This window comes from Pantoea agglomerans NBRC 102470 (assembly GCF_001598475.1).
Lineage (GTDB): Bacteria > Pseudomonadota > Gammaproteobacteria > Enterobacterales > Enterobacteriaceae > Pantoea > Pantoea agglomerans.
This window is the reverse complement of sequence record NZ_BCZA01000004.1, coordinates 50475-66755: the sequence shown is the minus strand read 5'-3', so window position 1 is coordinate 66755 and position 16281 is coordinate 50475. Positions and strand designations below refer to the sequence as shown.

Genomic DNA, 16281 nt, shown 5'->3' with positions numbered 1-16281 from the left:
AAGGATCCTCCTGAATGAACGCTATTGAGCGCCTGCTTGGCATAATGAAAACCCTGCGCGATCCACAACATGGCTGTCCGTGGGATCGTGAACAGACCTTCGCCACCATCGCGCCCTATACGCTGGAAGAGACCTACGAAGTGCTGGACGCTATCCAGCGCGAAGATTTTGACGATCTGCGCGGTGAGCTGGGCGATCTGCTGTTTCAGGTGGTGTTCTATGCACAGATGGCCAGCGAACAGGATCGCTTTAATTTTGAGGATATCTGCCACGCAATCAGCGACAAGCTGGAGCGCCGTCATCCACACATTTTTGGCGATGCCACAGCAGAAACCAGCAGCGAAGTGCTGAAAAACTGGGAAGCGATAAAAACCGCTGAGCGGGCTGACAAAGCCCAGCATTCGGCGCTGGATGATATCCCTAAGGCACTGCCCGCACTGATGCGCGCCCACAAGATTCAGAAGCGTTGTCACAATGTCGGATTCGACTGGACCACGCTGGGGCCGGTGGTGGCTAAGGTGCATGAAGAGATTGATGAAGTGATGCACGAGGCGCAGCAGAGCGTGGTGGATGGTGAGAAGCTGGAAGAGGAGATTGGCGACCTGCTGTTCGCCACGGTTAACCTGTCGCGTCATCTTGGCAGCAAAGCAGAGACCGCGCTGCAAAAGGCCAACGACAAGTTTGAGCGCCGCTTCCGCGAAGTCGAAGCGATCATCGCTGCACAGGGGTTAAGTATGCCGGGTGCCACGCTGGAGCAGATGGAAGCCGCCTGGCAGCAGGTGAAACGGGGCGAGAAGCGCTGATTATTCCAGCGCTGTGCATAAAGTCACCGCTTTCGCTTACTCGATTCAGCCTGACGGCAACTTTGTGACGCACGTCAACATTTCATTGGCGGCTATCGGCTATGTTAGCCGCAGCAATGCGTTGGAGGATGGCGGTGATTCATCAATTGTGGCTGATAGCGGTTTCCAGTATACTGTTTTCCCGTCCTGGTTATTCCACCGTCTTTAAACCTAAACTCTCAGGTTCAGCATGACAACGAATTATATTTTTGTGACCGGCGGGGTCGTTTCCTCTCTGGGTAAAGGCATTGCCGCAGCCTCCCTCGCAGCCATTCTCGAAGCCCGTGGTCTGAACGTGACCATCATGAAGCTGGACCCGTATATCAACGTGGATCCAGGCACCATGAGCCCGACGCAGCACGGTGAAGTTTTCGTCACTGATGACGGCGCTGAAACCGATCTGGATTTGGGTCACTACGAGCGCTTCATCCGTACCAAAATGTCGCGTCGTAACAACTTCACCACTGGCCGTATCTACTCAGAAGTCCTGCGCAAAGAGCGCCGTGGCGACTATCTGGGCGCAACCATTCAGGTTATTCCGCACATCACCAACGCCATCAAAGAACGCATTATTGAAGGCGGTGAAGGTCATGATGTGGTACTGGTCGAAATCGGCGGCACGGTCGGGGATATCGAATCACTGCCGTTCCTGGAAGCGATTCGCCAGATGGCCGTTGATGTGGGCCGCGAACACACCATGTATATGCACCTGACGCTGGTGCCGTATATGGCGGCTGCCGGTGAAGTGAAAACCAAACCGACCCAGCACTCGGTGAAAGAGCTGCTGTCGATTGGTATTCAGCCAGACGTGCTGATTTGCCGTTCTGACCGTGCCGTACCGGCCAACGAACGCGCTAAAATCGCCCTGTTCTGTAACGTCCCTGAAAAAGCGGTTATCTCGCTGAAAGACGTTGATTCCATCTACAAGATTCCTGGCATGCTGAAATCGCAGGGCCTGGATGACTATATCTGCAAGCGCTTCAACCTGAATGCACCGGAAGCCAACCTGGCCGAATGGGAGCAGGTGATCTACGAAGAAGCCAATCCGGGTGGTGAAGTCACCATCGGTATGGTGGGCAAGTATGTTGAATTGCCGGATGCCTACAAGTCGGTCATCGAAGCGCTGAAACATGGCGGCCTGAAAAATCGCGTCACCGTGAACATCAAACTGATCGATTCGCAGGATGTTGAATCACGCGGTGTCGAATTACTGAAAGATCTGGATGCGATTCTGATCCCGGGTGGCTTCGGTTACCGGGGCGTGGAAGGCAAGCTGATGACCGCGCAGTATGCACGTGAAAACAACGTGCCGTACCTGGGCATCTGCCTGGGCATGCAGGTTGCGCTGATGGAGTTCGCCCGCAATGTCGCCGGGATGCCAGGCGCCAACTCCACGGAATTTGTGCCAGACTGTAAATATCCGGTGGTGGCATTAATCACCGAATGGCGTGACGAAGATGGCAACGTCGAAGTCCGCAGCGAGCAGAGCGATCTGGGCGGCACCATGCGTCTGGGCAGCCAGCAGTGTCAGTTAACGCCGGGCAGCCAGGTTCGCCAGCTCTACGGCTCTGACACTATCGTTGAGCGCCATCGCCACCGCTATGAAGTGAACAATATGCTGTTAAAGCAGATTGAAGCAGCCGGTCTGCGCGTAGCAGGTCGCTCTGGTGATGATCAACTGGTTGAGATTATCGAGATCCCGAACCATCCGTGGTTTGTGGCCTGCCAGTTCCATCCTGAGTTTACCTCGACCCCACGCGACGGCCATCCGTTGTTTGCCGGCTTTGTTAAAGCCGCACATGAGCATCAGAAGCGTTTAGCGAAGTAAGTTTCACAGGCAGCGCGCGAACTTTTCGCGCGTTGCTTGTCTTAGGATTGACTAACTTGTACTGAGGAAAATCGTAATGTCCAAAATCGTAAAAGTCATCGGTCGCGAAATTATCGACTCACGTGGTAACCCGACTGTTGAAGCTGAAGTGCATCTGGAAGGCGGTTTCGTAGGCCTGGCAGCTGCACCATCAGGTGCCTCTACCGGTTCACGCGAAGCGCTGGAACTGCGTGACGGTGACAAATCACGTTATCTGGGCAAAGGCGTAACCAAAGCCGTTGCTGCAGTAAACGGTCCGATTGCTGAAGCGGTAAAAGGCAAAGACGCGAAAGATCAGGCGAACATCGATAAGATCATGATCGACCTGGACGGTACTGAGAACAAATCTAACTTCGGTGCTAACGCCATTCTGGCTGTTTCACTGGCAGCTGCTAAAGCCGCTGCAGCCTCTAAAGGTCAGCCGCTGTATGAGCACATCGCTGAACTGAACGGCACCCCAGGCAAATACTCTATGCCACTGCCAATGATGAACATCATCAACGGCGGCGAACATGCCGACAACAACGTCGACATCCAGGAATTCATGATCCAGCCGGTTGGCGCTCCGAACCTGAAAGAAGCCATCCGTATGGGTTCTGAAGTGTTCCACAGCCTGGCAAAAGTGCTGAAAAGCAAAGGCATGAGCACTGCAGTGGGCGACGAAGGCGGCTACGCGCCTAACCTGGGTTCCAACGCCGAAGCGCTGGCTGTTATCGCTGAAGCGGTAAAAGCAGCAGGCTACGAGCTGGGCAAAGACATCACCCTGGCGATGGACTGTGCGGCATCTGAGTTCTACAAAGATGGCAAATACGTTCTGGCCGGTGAAGGCGGTAAATCGTTTACCTCTGAAGAGTTCACCCACTTCCTGGAAGATCTGACTAAACAGTATCCGATCGTTTCTATCGAAGATGGCCTGGACGAATCTGACTGGGACGGCTTCGCTTACCAGACCAAAGTACTGGGCGACAAAATCCAGCTGGTGGGTGATGACCTGTTCGTTACCAACACCAAAATCCTGAAAGAAGGTATCGATAAAGGTATCGCTAACTCCATTCTGATCAAATTCAACCAGATCGGTTCTCTGACCGAAACTCTGGCTGCGATCAAAATGGCGAAAGATGCGGGCTACACTGCCGTGATCTCTCACCGTTCAGGCGAAACCGAAGATGCGACCATCGCTGACCTGGCGGTAGGTACTGCAGCGGGCCAGATCAAAACCGGTTCAATGAGTCGTTCTGACCGTGTTGCTAAGTACAACCAGCTGATCCGTATCGAAGAAGCGCTGGGTTCTAAAGCGCCATTCAACGGTCTGAAAGAAGTTAAAGGTCAGTAATGACTGTGCGTTGATGTCGCGCTAAGTGACATCATCGGCCTCTGAAGCCCCGCCTTGTGCGGGGCTTTTTGTTGGTGGCGGTGTGCAGACGCAGATGGAAAGGCCCGATCGCCAAAGCGGCATCTCTGCCGGCCGGGTCCGCGCGATTACGCACCTCATCCCTGAGGTACGCCCGTTACCGGGACAACGTTTTGCGTTGTTCAAAAACGCTTCCGGCGTTTTTGTCCTGAGCGCGGGACGCTTTGCTCTTCGGTCCTGGCCATCCACGTTCTGAGCCTGTCAGCCGTCTGAAGCCCCTCATTTGTGTTTTGTCCGGCGCGGAGAAAAGGCACAACGCGTGGTTGAGCTGCGCGGCAAATCTGCCATAATCAGCGCCCTGTTTTTTTCAAGCGAGTCCGTAATGCAATACCCGATTAACGAAATGTTCCAGACACTGCAGGGCGAAGGTTATTACACCGGCGTGCCTGCCATTTTCATTCGTTTGCAGGGATGCCCGGTGGGCTGTAGCTGGTGCGATACCAAACACACCTGGGAAAAGCGGACAGATCGGGAAACGTCGCTGGGCGATATTTTGATCAAGACGGTGGAAAGCGACGCCTGGGGTGATGCCGACGCGGCGACCCTGGTGAGTGCCATTGCGCAGCAGGGCTGGACGGCGCGTCATGTGGTGATCACCGGCGGTGAACCTGCGATTTACGATCTGCGTCCGTTAACCACTGCGCTGGAGCAGCACAGTTTCCAGTGCCAGATTGAGACCAGCGGAACCCACGAGATCCACTGTTCCGAACGGACCTGGGTGACCGTCTCGCCGAAGGTCAACATGCGCGGCGGCTACGATGTTCTGCCCCAGGCGCTGAGCCGGGCCGATGAAATCAAGCATCCGGTAGCGCGCGAGCGTGATGTGGAAGCGCTGGATCGGCTGCTGGCAGGCATTGATGACACCAAAGCGCGTATCATCGCCCTGCAGCCAATCAGCCGCAAAGATGATGCAACCCGGCTCTGTATTGAGACCTGCATTGCCCGTAACTGGCGTCTGTCGATGCAGACCCATAAATATCTCAATATCGCCTGATCCTGATAAAGCGGCACGCAATGAGCCGTTAACTACAGGAAAGCGTTGAGCGTCAGAGGCAGGACGGAGAGAAGAGCCGCGTCGGATCGAAGGGTTCGATCCGACAGGGTTAGCCGCGGTAAACGCAGCCTGCGGTGCAGGTTTCTTTGATCATCACCGCGCTTAGCAGCGGCAATTGCGGCTTCATCTGATCCCAGATCCATTTCGCCAGCACTTCGCTGGTGGGATTTTCCAGGCCGGGAATATCATTCAGATAGTAGTGGTCCAGCCGATTGTAGACCGGCTTAAACGCCGCTTTCAGCTCAGCAAAATCCATAACCCAGCCGGTATGCGCATCCACTTCGCCGGTAATCTCCAGACGAACCAGGAACGAATGACCGTGCAGACGGCCACATTTGTGTCCGGCCGGCACATTCGGTAAATGATGCGCGGCTTCGAACTGGAACTCTTTAAACAAGGTGGTAGACATAGTGGTTCTCAGACATTAAAAAACCGCTGAATTCTACCTGATTACCGCTTTTTTCGCACCCGCCCCGCACAAACCGATCCTTTTCCTGCGCGTTTATACAGTGGTGTCCAGCTAATTAACTGATATATCACCGCTTTGCTTACCACTTTTAACGATTATTCCTACCTGGAAAACCATTTAGTCATTTTGGTTATTTGATATGTCGAAGGTGTATTTAATCGTTAATATACGGACCGGTAACCTACGCACTCTTCCGCCATTTTACGGTCCGGACTTCTGATACTGGAATTTTTAACGCGATGACGACTCAGGCACCTGGTTCAATGCTTCCGCTCTCCCCGGAACAACTCGCTCGCTTACAGGCGGCGACGACAGATTATTCCCCGACTCAACTGGCGTGGCTGTCAGGCTATTTCTGGGGCAGGGTGGAACAGACCCCGGGTAGCGCCGTCGCCAGCACTGCATCTGTTCCGGCTCCGGCCGAAGCGCCCGCCATTACGCTGCTTTCTGCCTCCCAGACCGGCAACGCACGTCGTCTGGCTGAGCAGTTGCGTGATGACCTGCTGGCCGCAAAGCTGAACGTAAACCTGGTGAATGCCGGTGATTACAAGTTCAAACAGATTGGCCAGGAAAAAATGCTGGTGGTTGTAACCTCCACCCAGGGCGAAGGCGAACCGCCAGAAGAGGCGGTGGCGCTGCATAAATTCCTGATGTCGAAAAAGGCACCGAAAATGGAGGGTGCCGCCTTCGCAGTGTTTGGCCTGGGCGACACCTCTTATGAATTCTTCAGTCAGGCGGGTAAAGATTTTGACAGCCGACTGGCGGAGCTGGGCGGTGACCGTCTGCTGGATCGCGTTGATGCGGATGTAGAGTATGCGGAGCAGGCCACCGCCTGGCGCAGTGCGCTGACTGAGATCCTCAAACAGCGCGTTCCCACTGAATCCCCGGCGCAGGCTGCGGCGACAGCAGCCGGCAGCGTCAACGAAGTCACCACCAGCCCCTATACTAAAGAGTCGCCGCTCAGCGCGAGTCTGGCGGTGAATCAGAAAATTACCGGACGGGACTCAGACAAAGATGTGCGCCATATCGAAATCGATCTGGGCGATTCCGGTCTGCGCTACCAGCCTGGCGATGCGCTGGGCGTCTGGTATGAGAACGACGCGGCGCTGGTCAGCGAACTGCTGGAGCTGGTCTGGCTGAAAGGCGATGAGCCGGTAGAAGTTCAGGGGAAAACCCTGCCGCTGGCGGAGGCGCTGCAGAAGCATTTCGAGCTGACGGTTAACACCGCGCAGATCGTGGCGCAGTATGCCCAGCTGTCACGCAACGCGGAGTTGCTGTCACTGGTGGATGATAAAGCCAGGCTGCAGCACTATGCGCAGCACTATCCGATTGTGGATATGGTGCGCCTGGCACCGTCCGAACTCAGCGCTGAACAGCTGACCGGACTGCTGCGACCGCTGACGCCGCGACTCTACTCTATCGCCTCTTCGCAGGCTGAAACCGATACCGAAGTGCATATCACCGTCGGTGCCGTTCGCTTTGATATTGAAGGTCGCCAGCGTGGCGGCGGTGCATCGACCTGGCTGGCCGATCGCATCGAAGAAGAGGGCGAAGTCCGGGTCTTCATCGAACACAACGACAACTTCCGCCTGCCGGCTAATCCGGATGCGCCGGTGATCATGATTGGCCCGGGCACCGGCATCGCGCCGTTCCGCGCCTTTATGCAGCAGCGCGACAACGACGGTGCCAGCGGCAAAAACTGGCTATTCTTTGGTAATCCGCACTTCACCGACGATTTCCTCTATCAGGTGGAGTGGCAGAAATATGTTAAGGATGGTCTGCTGACCCATATCGACCTCGCCTGGTCACGCGATCAGGCAGAGAAGATTTACGTACAGGATAAGATCCGCGCGAAAGGGGCCGAAGTGTGGCGCTGGATCGAAGAGGGCGCGCATCTTTATGTCTGTGGCGACGCGAATCGTATGGCAAAAGACGTCGAGCAGGCACTGCTGGATGTGGTGGTCGAACACGGCGGAATGGATCGTGAAACGGCCGACGAATTTTTAAGTGAGCTGCGCATTGAGCGCCGTTATCAGCGAGACGTTTACTAATGAGCGATAAACACCCTGGACCGCTGGTTGTAGAAGGCAAATTAGCAGACGCTGAGCGTCTGAAGAAGCAGAGCAACTATCTGCGCGGCACCATTAAAGAAGATCTGGAAGAGGGTCTGACCGGCGGTTTTACCGGCGACAACTTCCTGCTGATCCGTTTTCACGGCATGTACCAGCAGGACGATCGCGATATTCGTGCCGAACGTGCGGAGCAGAAGCTGGAGCCGCGCCACGCCATGATGCTGCGTTGCCGGTTGCCGGGCGGCATCATTACGCCGACTCAGTGGCTGGCCATCGACAAATTTGCCACCGATAAAACCATCTATGGCAGCATCCGTCTGACTAACCGTCAAACCTTCCAGTTTCACGGCATTCTGAAGAAGAACGTTAAGCCGACGCATCAGATGCTGCATGAAGTGGGGCTGGATGCGCTGGCGACCGCCAACGACGTCAACCGTAACGTGCTCTGTACGTCGAACCCGGTTGAGTCGGAGCTGCATCAGGAAGCGTATGAGTGGGCGAAGAAACTCTCTGAGCATCTGCTGCCACGCACCCGTGCCTATGCGGAGATCTGGTGGGATAAAGAAAAAGTCGCCACCACCGACGAAGAGCCGATCCTCGGTGAAACGTATCTGCCGCGTAAATTCAAAACTACCGTGGTGATCCCGCCGCATAACGACGTGGATCTGCACGCCAACGATCTGAACTTTGTCGCTGTCGCCGAGCACGGCAAGCTGGTGGGCTTTAACCTGCTGGTGGGTGGCGGGCTGTCGATTGAGCACGGTAACAAAGCGACCTATGCGCGCACCGCCAGCGAGTTTGGCTATTTCCCGGTGGAGAAGATCCTCGACGTCGCCGAGGCGGTGGTCACGACGCAGCGCGACTGGGGCAACCGTACCGACCGTAAAAACGCCAAAACCAAGTACACCCTGGAACGCGTTGGCGTCGAGACCTTTAAAGCCGAAGTTGAAAAACGGGCAGGCGTGACGTTTGAGCCGATCCGTCCTTATGAGTTCACCACCCGTGGCGATCGCATTGGCTGGATTAAAGGCATCGACAACAAATGGCACCTGACGCTGTTTATCGAAAATGGTCGCCTGCTCGACTATCCGGGCCGACCGCTGAAAAGCGGCATCGCTGAAATTGCGAAAATCCATCAGGGCGATTTCCGCCTGACCGCTAACCAGAACCTGATTGTGGCGGGCGTGCCGGAAAGCGAAAAAGCGCAGATCGAAGCAATCGCGCGCGAACATGGTCTGATGGATCACGTTACGGCACAGCGCGAAAACTCGATGGCCTGCGTGGCGTTCCCGACCTGTCCGCTGGCGATGGCAGAAGCCGAGCGCTTCCTGCCTGCCTTCGTGACCAAAGTGGAAGGGATCATGCATGCGCATGGCGTTGGCGATGAGCACATAGTGTTACGCGTTACCGGTTGTCCCAACGGCTGTGGCCGTGCCATGCTGGCTGAGCTGGGTCTGGTGGGTAAAGCGCCAGGTCGCTACAACCTGCATCTGGGTGGAAACCGCAGCGGAACGCGTATTCCCCGCATGTACCGTGAAAACATTAACGAAAGCGAAATTCTCGCCACCATTGATGAGCTGGTGGGACGCTGGGCCACTGAGCGCCAGGCCGCGGAAGGCTTTGGTGACTTCACCATCCGCGCGGGCATTGTTGCGCCGGTGCTGGACCCGGCACGCGACTTTTGGGAGGAAGCAAAATGAGTCACCCCGACCTCGCAGCACTGAATGAGATGTCCAAAGTCCAGCGTGCTATGGCGCTGGCCGCGACCAATGCGCAGCTGGAGAAGTCATCTGCGGAAGAGCGGGTCAGCTGGGCACTGGAGAATCTGCCGGGTGCCTACGTGCTCTCCTCCAGTTTCGGTATTCAGGCCGCGGTGTCGCTGCATCTGGTGACGCGTCAGCAGCCCGATATTCCGGTGATCCTGACCGACACCGGCTATCTGTTCCCGGAGACCTATCGTTTTATTGATGAGCTGGCGGACCAGCTCAATCTCAACCTTAAAGTGTTCCGCGCCGAAACCTCACCGGCCTGGCAGGAAGCGCGCTACGGCAAACTGTGGGAGCAGGGCGTCGAGGGGATTGAGAAATATAACGAGATCAACAAAGTTGAGCCGATGAATCGCGCCATTGAAACCCTGGGCGCGCAGACCTGGTTTGCCGGATTGCGCCGCGACCAGTCGGGCAGTCGGGCGAATCTGCCGGTGCTGGGCGTCCAGCGTGGCGTCTTTAAGCTGCTGCCGATTATCGACTGGGATAACCGCCAGATTCATCAGTATCTGGAGCAGCATAAGCTGAAGTACCATCCGCTGTGGGATGAAGGCTATCTCTCGGTGGGCGATACCCATACCACCCGCAAGTGGGAGCCGGGTATGGCAGAAGAAGAGACGCGCTTCTTCGGCCTCAAGCGCGAGTGTGGTCTGCACGAAGGCTGACGCAGGACTTCTCTCCCCGCACACAGGGAGAGAAGTTTTTGGCTGCAGTCAGGCGGAAAGCTAAGCGCCTTTTAATCCGGCAAACGCCTCTGCTGCACGGGTCACATTCACTTTCGTCACCTCATACTCTGCCACCGTGACAAACGGATCTTCCGCTAAAATTGCATCCAGCTCTTCTCGTTCCATCTCCCTGACCAGTAACATGCCGCCCGTGCGCGGATCTTTACGTCCCGCTGCAATAAAAAAGCCCGCGTCAAAATAGCGATCCAGCCATTCGATATGGGCTGCCAGCAGCGCTTCAACTTCTTCTACCGGACGAACGTAATTCAGAAAGACCACGTACATGTCAGATCCTTACACTTTGGGGTTGGTCAGTTCACTGAGCAGCGGCAGTAGCACGCGAACGCTGTCGCGGGTTCGCAAGGTTATCTGCCCCGGCAGCCAGCGGTCGAGATAGCTCAGATTATCCAGGTCAGTCTGATGGCGGGTAACGCCATCAGGAAAGTGGGGACTACGATGACGCTGCAGCGCACCATCTTTATTACCCAGCGTCCAGTTGCTGGCGGTCACATCCAGCAGCGGAAAGCCCGCCTTGTCGAAGGCATTAAGAGCGTCAAAATCTTTACGGTTCAGCTGATGACTGGCGGCGGGAATGCCCTGCTGGCGTGCCAGTAACAGGGCTCGTTCGCTGGTCTGCTTGCGCACCGCCCGGGGCGTATTCATGCCGCTGTTAAAATAGAGATGATCGCCGGTGATCAGGCTATTCAGATCGATGACCAGCAGGGTATTCTTCTTCTCACGCGTGCTCATCCGCTCAACATAATCATCCATGCCGTGCAGATCTGCCTCTCCGGCGCTCAGCGCCACAAAGCGTATGCCGTAGTGCAGCGGTTTGCGGCTCAGCTGCTGCGCCAGCTCCAGCATCACGCCAAGACCCGATGCATTATCATCGACGCCCTGCAGGCGTAAGCCGCCCAGGTTGTGCTGGGCCTGGCTGCTATTTTGCGGCGTCCAGGTATCCAGATGTGCCACGATCAGAATCTCCTGCGGCACGCTGCCTGCACGCGCGGCAATCACCGAGGTTGCCGTGAGCTTATGCCAGCGCTGCGTGCCGTCCTCTTCCTGCCACTTATAGCCGGTCCTGAACTGGCGGGTATTGGTCTTATACCCCAGCGCGGTAAATTGCTGTTGCAGGTAGTCGGCTGCCATCAGCTCAGCCGGGCTGCCGCTCATCCGGCCAGGAAACAAGGTGGCGATGTGCCGGACCTGCTGTTCGGCAAACTGGCCAGGCGGAGTGGCCAGAGCCAGCGGGGAAATGAGTGCGCCAAATAAAATTGTCGCTACCCTCAAGCGGAGGGAATAAAACATAGTGCATCCTTTTTCATTATTCGGGAGCCGTTCCGCATGGGGACCAGGGCCAGCCATGCCGCGCGCATTATATCCTTTTTGTCCCGTGACTTTGTTAGTGGAATCGGGCGCTGTCACTACCGAAAGGCGTAACGGACCATTATCGCTGGCACTTATCTGCTTTTGCTGCCGCAGGTGTGGCTTTCAATATGTGAGCCTGTTCACGAAAAAGCCATTAAATTTCATCTGTTAAGACCAAATTGTTCTGTGCTTTGCGGTGTCGTTATTCCATTCGGTAACTACTCATTCCAATTCGTAATTTCATCTGGATAAACCCAGCGACGTATAGTCGCGTTAATACAAAGTTAAAACATCAGGGTTAACGTGGACTATTTGCCTCTTTTTGCCGATCTTTCTGGCCGCCCGGTTCTGGTTGTCGGCGGGGGAGATATTGCGGCGCGAAAAATTGAACTGCTGCGCCGTGCACGCGCGCGCGTTCTGATCGCATCTCGTGAACTCTGCCCTGAACTGCAGGCACTGCTGGATAAGCAGGAACTGGAGTGGCTGGCGACCGAATTTGACCCGGCCCAGATGGATGGCGTTTTCCTGGTGATTGCCGCCACCGACGACAACCATCTCAACACCCAGGTGTTTGAAGCCGCCAATGCGCGGCATAAGCTGGTTAACGTGGTGGATGACCAGCCAAAATGCACCTTTATCTTCCCCTCGATTGTTGACCGCTCACCGCTGGTGGTGGCGATCTCCTCCAGCGGCACCGCACCGGTGCTGGCACGCATGCTGCGCGAAAAAATCGAAACGCTGCTGCCTGCCAGTCTGGGTCAGATGGCTGAAGTGGCCGGACTCTGGCGCGATAAAGTCAAACAGCGCTTCAGCCGCATGTCTGACCGTCGGCGCTTCTGGGAACGCGCTTTCGACGGCCGGTTCGCCAGTGAGATGTCTGCCGGTAACGTCGAAGAGGCGAAACGCACGCTGGACCGCGAACTGCAGGAAGAGCCGACCCGTCAGGGCGAGATCTTTCTGGTGGGCGCCGGGCCGGGCGACAGCGGTCTGCTGACGCTGCGTGGCCTGCAGGTGATGCAGTTAGCCGATGTGGTGCTCTACGACCATCTGGTCAGCGAAGAGGTGCTGGATCTGGTGCGCCGCGATGCCGATCGCATCTGCGTCGGCAAACGGGCCAGCGCCCACACGTTGCCGCAGGAAGAGATCAATCAGATGCTGGTTTCACTGGCGCTGAAAGGCAAGCGCGTCGTGCGCCTCAAGGGCGGCGATCCCTTTATCTTTGGCCGCGGCGGCGAAGAGCTGCAGGCGGCTCAGCAGGCGGGTGTGCCGTTCCAGGTGGTGCCGGGCGTCACCGCGGCAGCCGGTGCGACGGCCTATGCCGGTATTCCGCTGACCCACCGCGACTACGCGCAGAGCGTGATGTTTATTACCGGTCACTGCCGTCCCGATGGGGATGACATTGACTGGCCATCGCTGGCGCGTGCGCGTCAGACGCTGGCGATCTACATGGGAACCGTTAAAGCCGCTGCCATCAGCGAGGCGCTGATTCAGCACGGTCGCGCGCCATCAACGCCGGTGGCGGTGATCAGTCGCGGTACCCGTCAGGATCAACAGGTGCTGACCGGCACCTTAGAACAACTTGAGGCGCTTGCCGCCTCGGCACCCACTCCGGCGCTGCTGGTGATCGGAGAGGTGGTTAATCTGCACGGGCAACTCGCCTGGTTTAAACATTCAGCACAGCAGGGGGCTCGCGAGTCCGCCGTTGTCAATCTGGCTTGAGGGAAAATCATGGACCAAAAACGACTCACTCATCTGCGTCAGCTGGAGGCGGAGAGTATCCACATCATTCGCGAAGTGGCGGCGGAGTTTAGCAATCCGGTGATGATGTACTCCATCGGCAAAGACTCCTCGGTCATGCTCCATCTGGCGCGTAAAGCCTTCTACCCAGGCACGTTGCCGTTCCCGTTGCTGCATGTGGATACCGGCTGGAAATTCCGTGAAATGTACGAATTTCGCGATCGCACCGTGAAAGCGATGGGCGCAGAGTTGCTGGTTCACCGCAACCCGGAAGGCGTAGCGATGGGCATCAACCCCTTTGTTCACGGCAGTGCCAAACACACTGACATCATGAAAACCGAAGGGCTGAAGCAGGCGCTGAACAAATATGGTTTTGATGCGGCCTTTGGCGGCGCACGTCGTGATGAAGAGAAGTCACGCGCCAAAGAGCGTATCTACTCATTCCGTGACCGCTTCCATCGCTGGGATCCGAAAAACCAGCGCCCTGAGCTGTGGCACAACTACAACGGTCAGATCAACAAGGGTGAAAGCATCCGCGTCTTCCCGCTGTCGAACTGGACCGAACTGGATATCTGGCAATACATCTTCCTGGAAAACATCGAGATCGTGCCGCTCTATCTCGCCGCACCGCGTCCGGTGCTGGAGCGTGATGGCATGCTGATGATGATCGATGACGATCGCATCAACCTGCAGCCGGGTGAAGAGATCACCGAACGGATGGTCCGTTTCCGTACGCTCGGCTGCTGGCCGCTGACCGGCGCGGTAGAGTCTGAAGCGCAGACGCTGCCGGAGATCATCGAAGAGATGCTGGTTTCCACCACCAGCGAGCGTCAGGGCCGCATGATCGATCGCGATCAGTCCGGTTCGATGGAACTGAAAAAACGTCAGGGTTATTTCTAAGGAGACGCCAGATGAATACCGTAATTGCACAACAGATTGCCGACCAGGGCGGCGTTGAAGCCTGGCTGACCACGCAACAACACAAGAGCCTGCTGCGTTTTCTGACCTGCGGCAGCGTTGACGACGGAAAAAGTACCCTGATTGGACGTCTGCTACACGACACCCGTCAGATCTATGAAGATCAGCTCTCGTCGCTGCACAACGACAGCAAACGTCACGGCACCCAGGGCGAGAAGCTCGATCTGGCGCTGCTGGTGGATGGTCTGCAGGCTGAGCGTGAGCAGGGCATTACCATTGATGTGGCCTACCGCTACTTCTCGACCGAAAAGCGTAAATTTATTATCGCCGACACGCCGGGACATGAGCAGTACACCCGTAACATGGCGACCGGCGCGTCAACCTGCGATCTGGCGATCCTGCTGATCGATGCGCGTAAAGGCGTACTGGATCAGACCCGCCGCCACAGCTTTATCTCGACGCTGCTGGGGATCAAACACCTGGTGGTGGCGATCAATAAGATGGATCTGGTGGAGTACAACCAGGAGCGCTTCGAGCAGATAAAACAGGATTACCTCGACTTTGCTGCGCAGCTGCCGGAAGACCTCGATATCCGCTTTGTGCCGATGTCGGCGCTGGAAGGGGATAACGTCGCTTCTGCCAGTCAGACCATGCCGTGGTATAGCGGCCCGACGCTGCTGGATGTGCTGGAGACTGTGGAGCTGAAGCGCGTCGTCGATCATCAGCCGATGCGCTTCCCGGTGCAGTATGTCAACCGTCCGAACCTCGATTTTCGTGGCTATGCCGGCACCCTGGCGTCGGGCAGCGTGCAGGTAGGCCAGCGCGTTAAAGTGCTGCCTTCTGGCGTGGAGTCGACCATTGCCCGCATTGTGACCTTCGATGGCGATCTGCAGGAAGCGGGTGCAGGCGAAGCGATTACCCTGGTGCTGCAGGATGAGATTGATATCAGCCGTGGCGATCTGCTGGTGGATGCCAGTGAAGAGCTGGCAGCGGTTCAGTCTGCCAGCGTTGACGTGGTCTGGATGGCAGAACAGCCGCTGCAGGCCGGTCAGAGCTATGACCTGAAAATCGCCGGTAAGAAAACCCGTGGCCGGGTAGAGAAGGTGCTGCATCAGGTCGAGATCAACTCGCTGGAGACGCGTCAGGTCGATACGCTGCCGCTGAACGGTATCGGTCGCATTGAGATCACTTTTGATGAACCGATGGTGCTCGACAGCTATCAGCAGAACCCGGTAACCGGCGGCATGATCTTTATCGATCGCCTGAGCAACGTCACCGTGGGTGCCGGCATGATCCATCAGCCAAACCATGATGCCCCGGTTAATACCGGTGAGTTCAGCGCGTTTGAGCTGGAACTGAATGCGCTGGTGCGCCGCCACTTCCCACACTGGAATGCGCGCGACCTGCTGGGCGGTCAGTAATGGCGCAGCACGACGATAACGTGGTGTGGCATGATCATCCGGTGACACGCGCCTCACGCGAACAGCAGCATGGCCATCAGGGCGTGGTGCTGTGGTTCACCGGGCTTTCGGGCTCGGGGAAATCCACCGTTGCCGGTGCGCTGGAGCAGGCGCTGCACCGCATCGGCGTCAGCACCTATCTGCTGGATGGTGATAATGTGCGTCACGGCCTCTGTCGTGACCTCGGTTTCAGCGATGATGACCGTAAAGAGAATATCCGTCGCGTCGGTGAGGTGGCGAAACTGATGGTGGATGCCGGACTCGTGGTGCTCACTGCCTTTATTTCGCCGCATCGCGCCGAGCGTCAGATGGTGCGCGATCTGCTGGAGCCGGGACAGTTTATCGAGGTATTTGTCGATACGCCGTTAGCCGTGTGTGAAGCGCGTGATCCGAAAGGGTTGTATCGCAAAGCGCGCGCCGGTGAACTGCGTAATTTCACCGGCATCGACAGCGTCTATGAGGCGCCCGATAGCCCGGAAATCCAGCTGGATGGCGAACAATTGGTTACAAAACTCGCCGCCCAATTGTTAGACCTGCTGCGTGACCGCGATATCATCAAATCCTGAAGAGACAGCGGCAAATCGTTTCTGAT

At 56.6% G+C, this 16281-nt stretch carries 14 protein-coding genes; 11 read left to right on the top strand and 3 right to left on the bottom strand.

Features of this window, described 5'->3' with window-relative positions; translation table 11 throughout:
* The first annotated feature begins 14 nt into the window (after positions 1-14).
* From mazG to queE, 4 genes are all read left to right on the top strand, one after another.
* Entirely contained in the window at positions 15-803 is a 789-nt protein-coding gene (gene mazG / locus PAG01S_RS08805) for a nucleoside triphosphate pyrophosphohydrolase (protein WP_050680051.1), read from the top strand.
* Positions 804-1032: 229 nt separating this feature from the next.
* On the top strand, positions 1033-2670 hold the full coding sequence (gene pyrG / locus PAG01S_RS08800) for a glutamine hydrolyzing CTP synthase (protein WP_010248572.1): 1638 nt from the start codon (positions 1033-1035) through the stop codon (positions 2668-2670).
* A gap of 76 nt (positions 2671-2746) precedes the next feature.
* Positions 2747-4042, top strand: coding sequence for a phosphopyruvate hydratase (gene eno, locus PAG01S_RS08795; RefSeq protein WP_010248571.1), 1296 nt, complete (start codon positions 2747-2749; stop codon positions 4040-4042).
* A gap of 400 nt (positions 4043-4442) precedes the next feature.
* Complete coding sequence (gene queE / locus PAG01S_RS08790; protein WP_062758552.1) at positions 4443-5114, top strand: 7-carboxy-7-deazaguanine synthase QueE; 672 nt, start codon at positions 4443-4445, stop codon at positions 5112-5114.
* Between the two features lie 109 nt (positions 5115-5223).
* Here the strand turns inward: queE and queD are convergent, their stop codons facing one another.
* Positions 5224-5583, bottom strand: a complete 360-nt coding sequence (gene queD / locus PAG01S_RS08785) for a 6-carboxytetrahydropterin synthase QueD (protein ID WP_010248568.1) — start codon at positions 5581-5583, stop codon at positions 5224-5226.
* A gap of 299 nt (positions 5584-5882) precedes the next feature.
* Between queD and cysJ the strand changes: the two genes are divergently transcribed.
* The 3 genes from cysJ to PAG01S_RS08770 are packed head-to-tail and all read left to right on the top strand — an operon-like array spanning position 5883 to position 10146.
* Positions 5883-7694 (top strand): NADPH-dependent assimilatory sulfite reductase flavoprotein subunit, encoded by a 1812-nt coding sequence (cysJ, locus tag PAG01S_RS08780; RefSeq protein WP_062758345.1) that lies wholly within the window; start codon positions 5883-5885, stop codon positions 7692-7694.
* A complete protein-coding gene (gene cysI / locus PAG01S_RS08775; protein ID WP_022623798.1) occupies positions 7694-9415 on the top strand; it encodes an assimilatory sulfite reductase (NADPH) hemoprotein subunit in 1722 nt (573 codons plus the stop codon). Before cysJ ends, cysI begins: the two co-directional genes overlap by 1 nt.
* The gene (locus PAG01S_RS08770) at positions 9412-10146 is read left to right on the top strand and encodes a phosphoadenylyl-sulfate reductase (RefSeq protein WP_010248562.1); all 735 of its coding nucleotides are present in this window, start codon (positions 9412-9414) and stop codon (positions 10144-10146) included. Before cysI ends, PAG01S_RS08770 begins: the two co-directional genes overlap by 4 nt.
* A 60-nt stretch (positions 10147-10206) precedes the next feature.
* Here the strand turns inward: PAG01S_RS08770 and PAG01S_RS08765 are convergent, their stop codons facing one another.
* Entirely contained in the window at positions 10207-10491 is a 285-nt protein-coding gene (locus PAG01S_RS08765; RefSeq protein ID WP_010248560.1) for a YciI family protein, read from the bottom strand.
* A 9-nt stretch (positions 10492-10500) separates the two neighbouring features.
* Positions 10501-11514 (bottom strand): aminopeptidase, encoded by a 1014-nt coding sequence (locus PAG01S_RS08760; protein WP_010672132.1) that lies wholly within the window; start codon positions 11512-11514, stop codon positions 10501-10503.
* A gap of 363 nt (positions 11515-11877) precedes the next feature.
* On the opposite strand from PAG01S_RS08760, the gene cysG reads away from it, so the two are divergent.
* From cysG to cysC, 4 genes are read left to right on the top strand one after another with little or no spacing between them, the layout of a single operon-like run.
* On the top strand, positions 11878-13293 hold the full coding sequence (cysG, locus tag PAG01S_RS08755; protein WP_062758343.1) for a siroheme synthase CysG: 1416 nt from the start codon (positions 11878-11880) through the stop codon (positions 13291-13293).
* A 9-nt stretch (positions 13294-13302) separates the two neighbouring features.
* Positions 13303-14211: a sulfate adenylyltransferase subunit CysD gene (gene cysD, locus PAG01S_RS08750; RefSeq protein WP_010248554.1), complete on the top strand. Its 909-nt coding sequence runs from the start codon at positions 13303-13305 to the stop codon at positions 14209-14211.
* An 11-nt stretch (positions 14212-14222) separates the two neighbouring features.
* Positions 14223-15650: a sulfate adenylyltransferase subunit CysN gene (cysN, locus tag PAG01S_RS08745; RefSeq protein ID WP_010248552.1), complete on the top strand. Its 1428-nt coding sequence runs from the start codon at positions 14223-14225 to the stop codon at positions 15648-15650.
* Positions 15650-16255: an adenylyl-sulfate kinase gene (cysC, locus tag PAG01S_RS08740; protein WP_010672130.1), complete on the top strand. Its 606-nt coding sequence runs from the start codon at positions 15650-15652 to the stop codon at positions 16253-16255. Before cysN ends, cysC begins: the two co-directional genes overlap by 1 nt.
* Positions 16256-16281 lie beyond the last annotated feature (26 nt).

Excerpts from the sequence above, each read along its gene's own strand:
- mazG (WP_050680051.1), top strand. The coding sequence starts at position 15 with ATGAACGCTATTGAGCGCCTGCTTGGCATAATGAAAACCCTGCGCGAT.
- pyrG (WP_010248572.1), top strand. The coding sequence starts at position 1,033 with ATGACAACGAATTATATTTTTGTGACCGGCGGGGTCGTTTCCTCTCTG.
- eno (WP_010248571.1), top strand. The coding sequence starts at position 2,747 with ATGTCCAAAATCGTAAAAGTCATCGGTCGCGAAATTATCGACTCACGT.
- queE (WP_062758552.1), top strand. The coding sequence starts at position 4,443 with ATGCAATACCCGATTAACGAAATGTTCCAGACACTGCAGGGCGAAGGT.
- queD (WP_010248568.1), bottom strand. The coding sequence starts at position 5,583 with ATGTCTACCACCTTGTTTAAAGAGTTCCAGTTCGAAGCCGCGCATCAT.
- cysJ (WP_062758345.1), top strand. The coding sequence starts at position 5,883 with ATGACGACTCAGGCACCTGGTTCAATGCTTCCGCTCTCCCCGGAACAA.
- cysI (WP_022623798.1), top strand. The coding sequence starts at position 7,694 with ATGAGCGATAAACACCCTGGACCGCTGGTTGTAGAAGGCAAATTAGCA.
- PAG01S_RS08770 (WP_010248562.1), top strand. The coding sequence starts at position 9,412 with ATGAGTCACCCCGACCTCGCAGCACTGAATGAGATGTCCAAAGTCCAG.
- PAG01S_RS08765 (WP_010248560.1), bottom strand. The coding sequence starts at position 10,491 with ATGTACGTGGTCTTTCTGAATTACGTTCGTCCGGTAGAAGAAGTTGAA.
- PAG01S_RS08760 (WP_010672132.1), bottom strand. The coding sequence starts at position 11,514 with ATGTTTTATTCCCTCCGCTTGAGGGTAGCGACAATTTTATTTGGCGCA.
- cysD (WP_010248554.1), top strand. The coding sequence starts at position 13,303 with ATGGACCAAAAACGACTCACTCATCTGCGTCAGCTGGAGGCGGAGAGT.
- cysN (WP_010248552.1), top strand. The coding sequence starts at position 14,223 with ATGAATACCGTAATTGCACAACAGATTGCCGACCAGGGCGGCGTTGAA.
- cysC (WP_010672130.1), top strand. The coding sequence starts at position 15,650 with ATGGCGCAGCACGACGATAACGTGGTGTGGCATGATCATCCGGTGACA.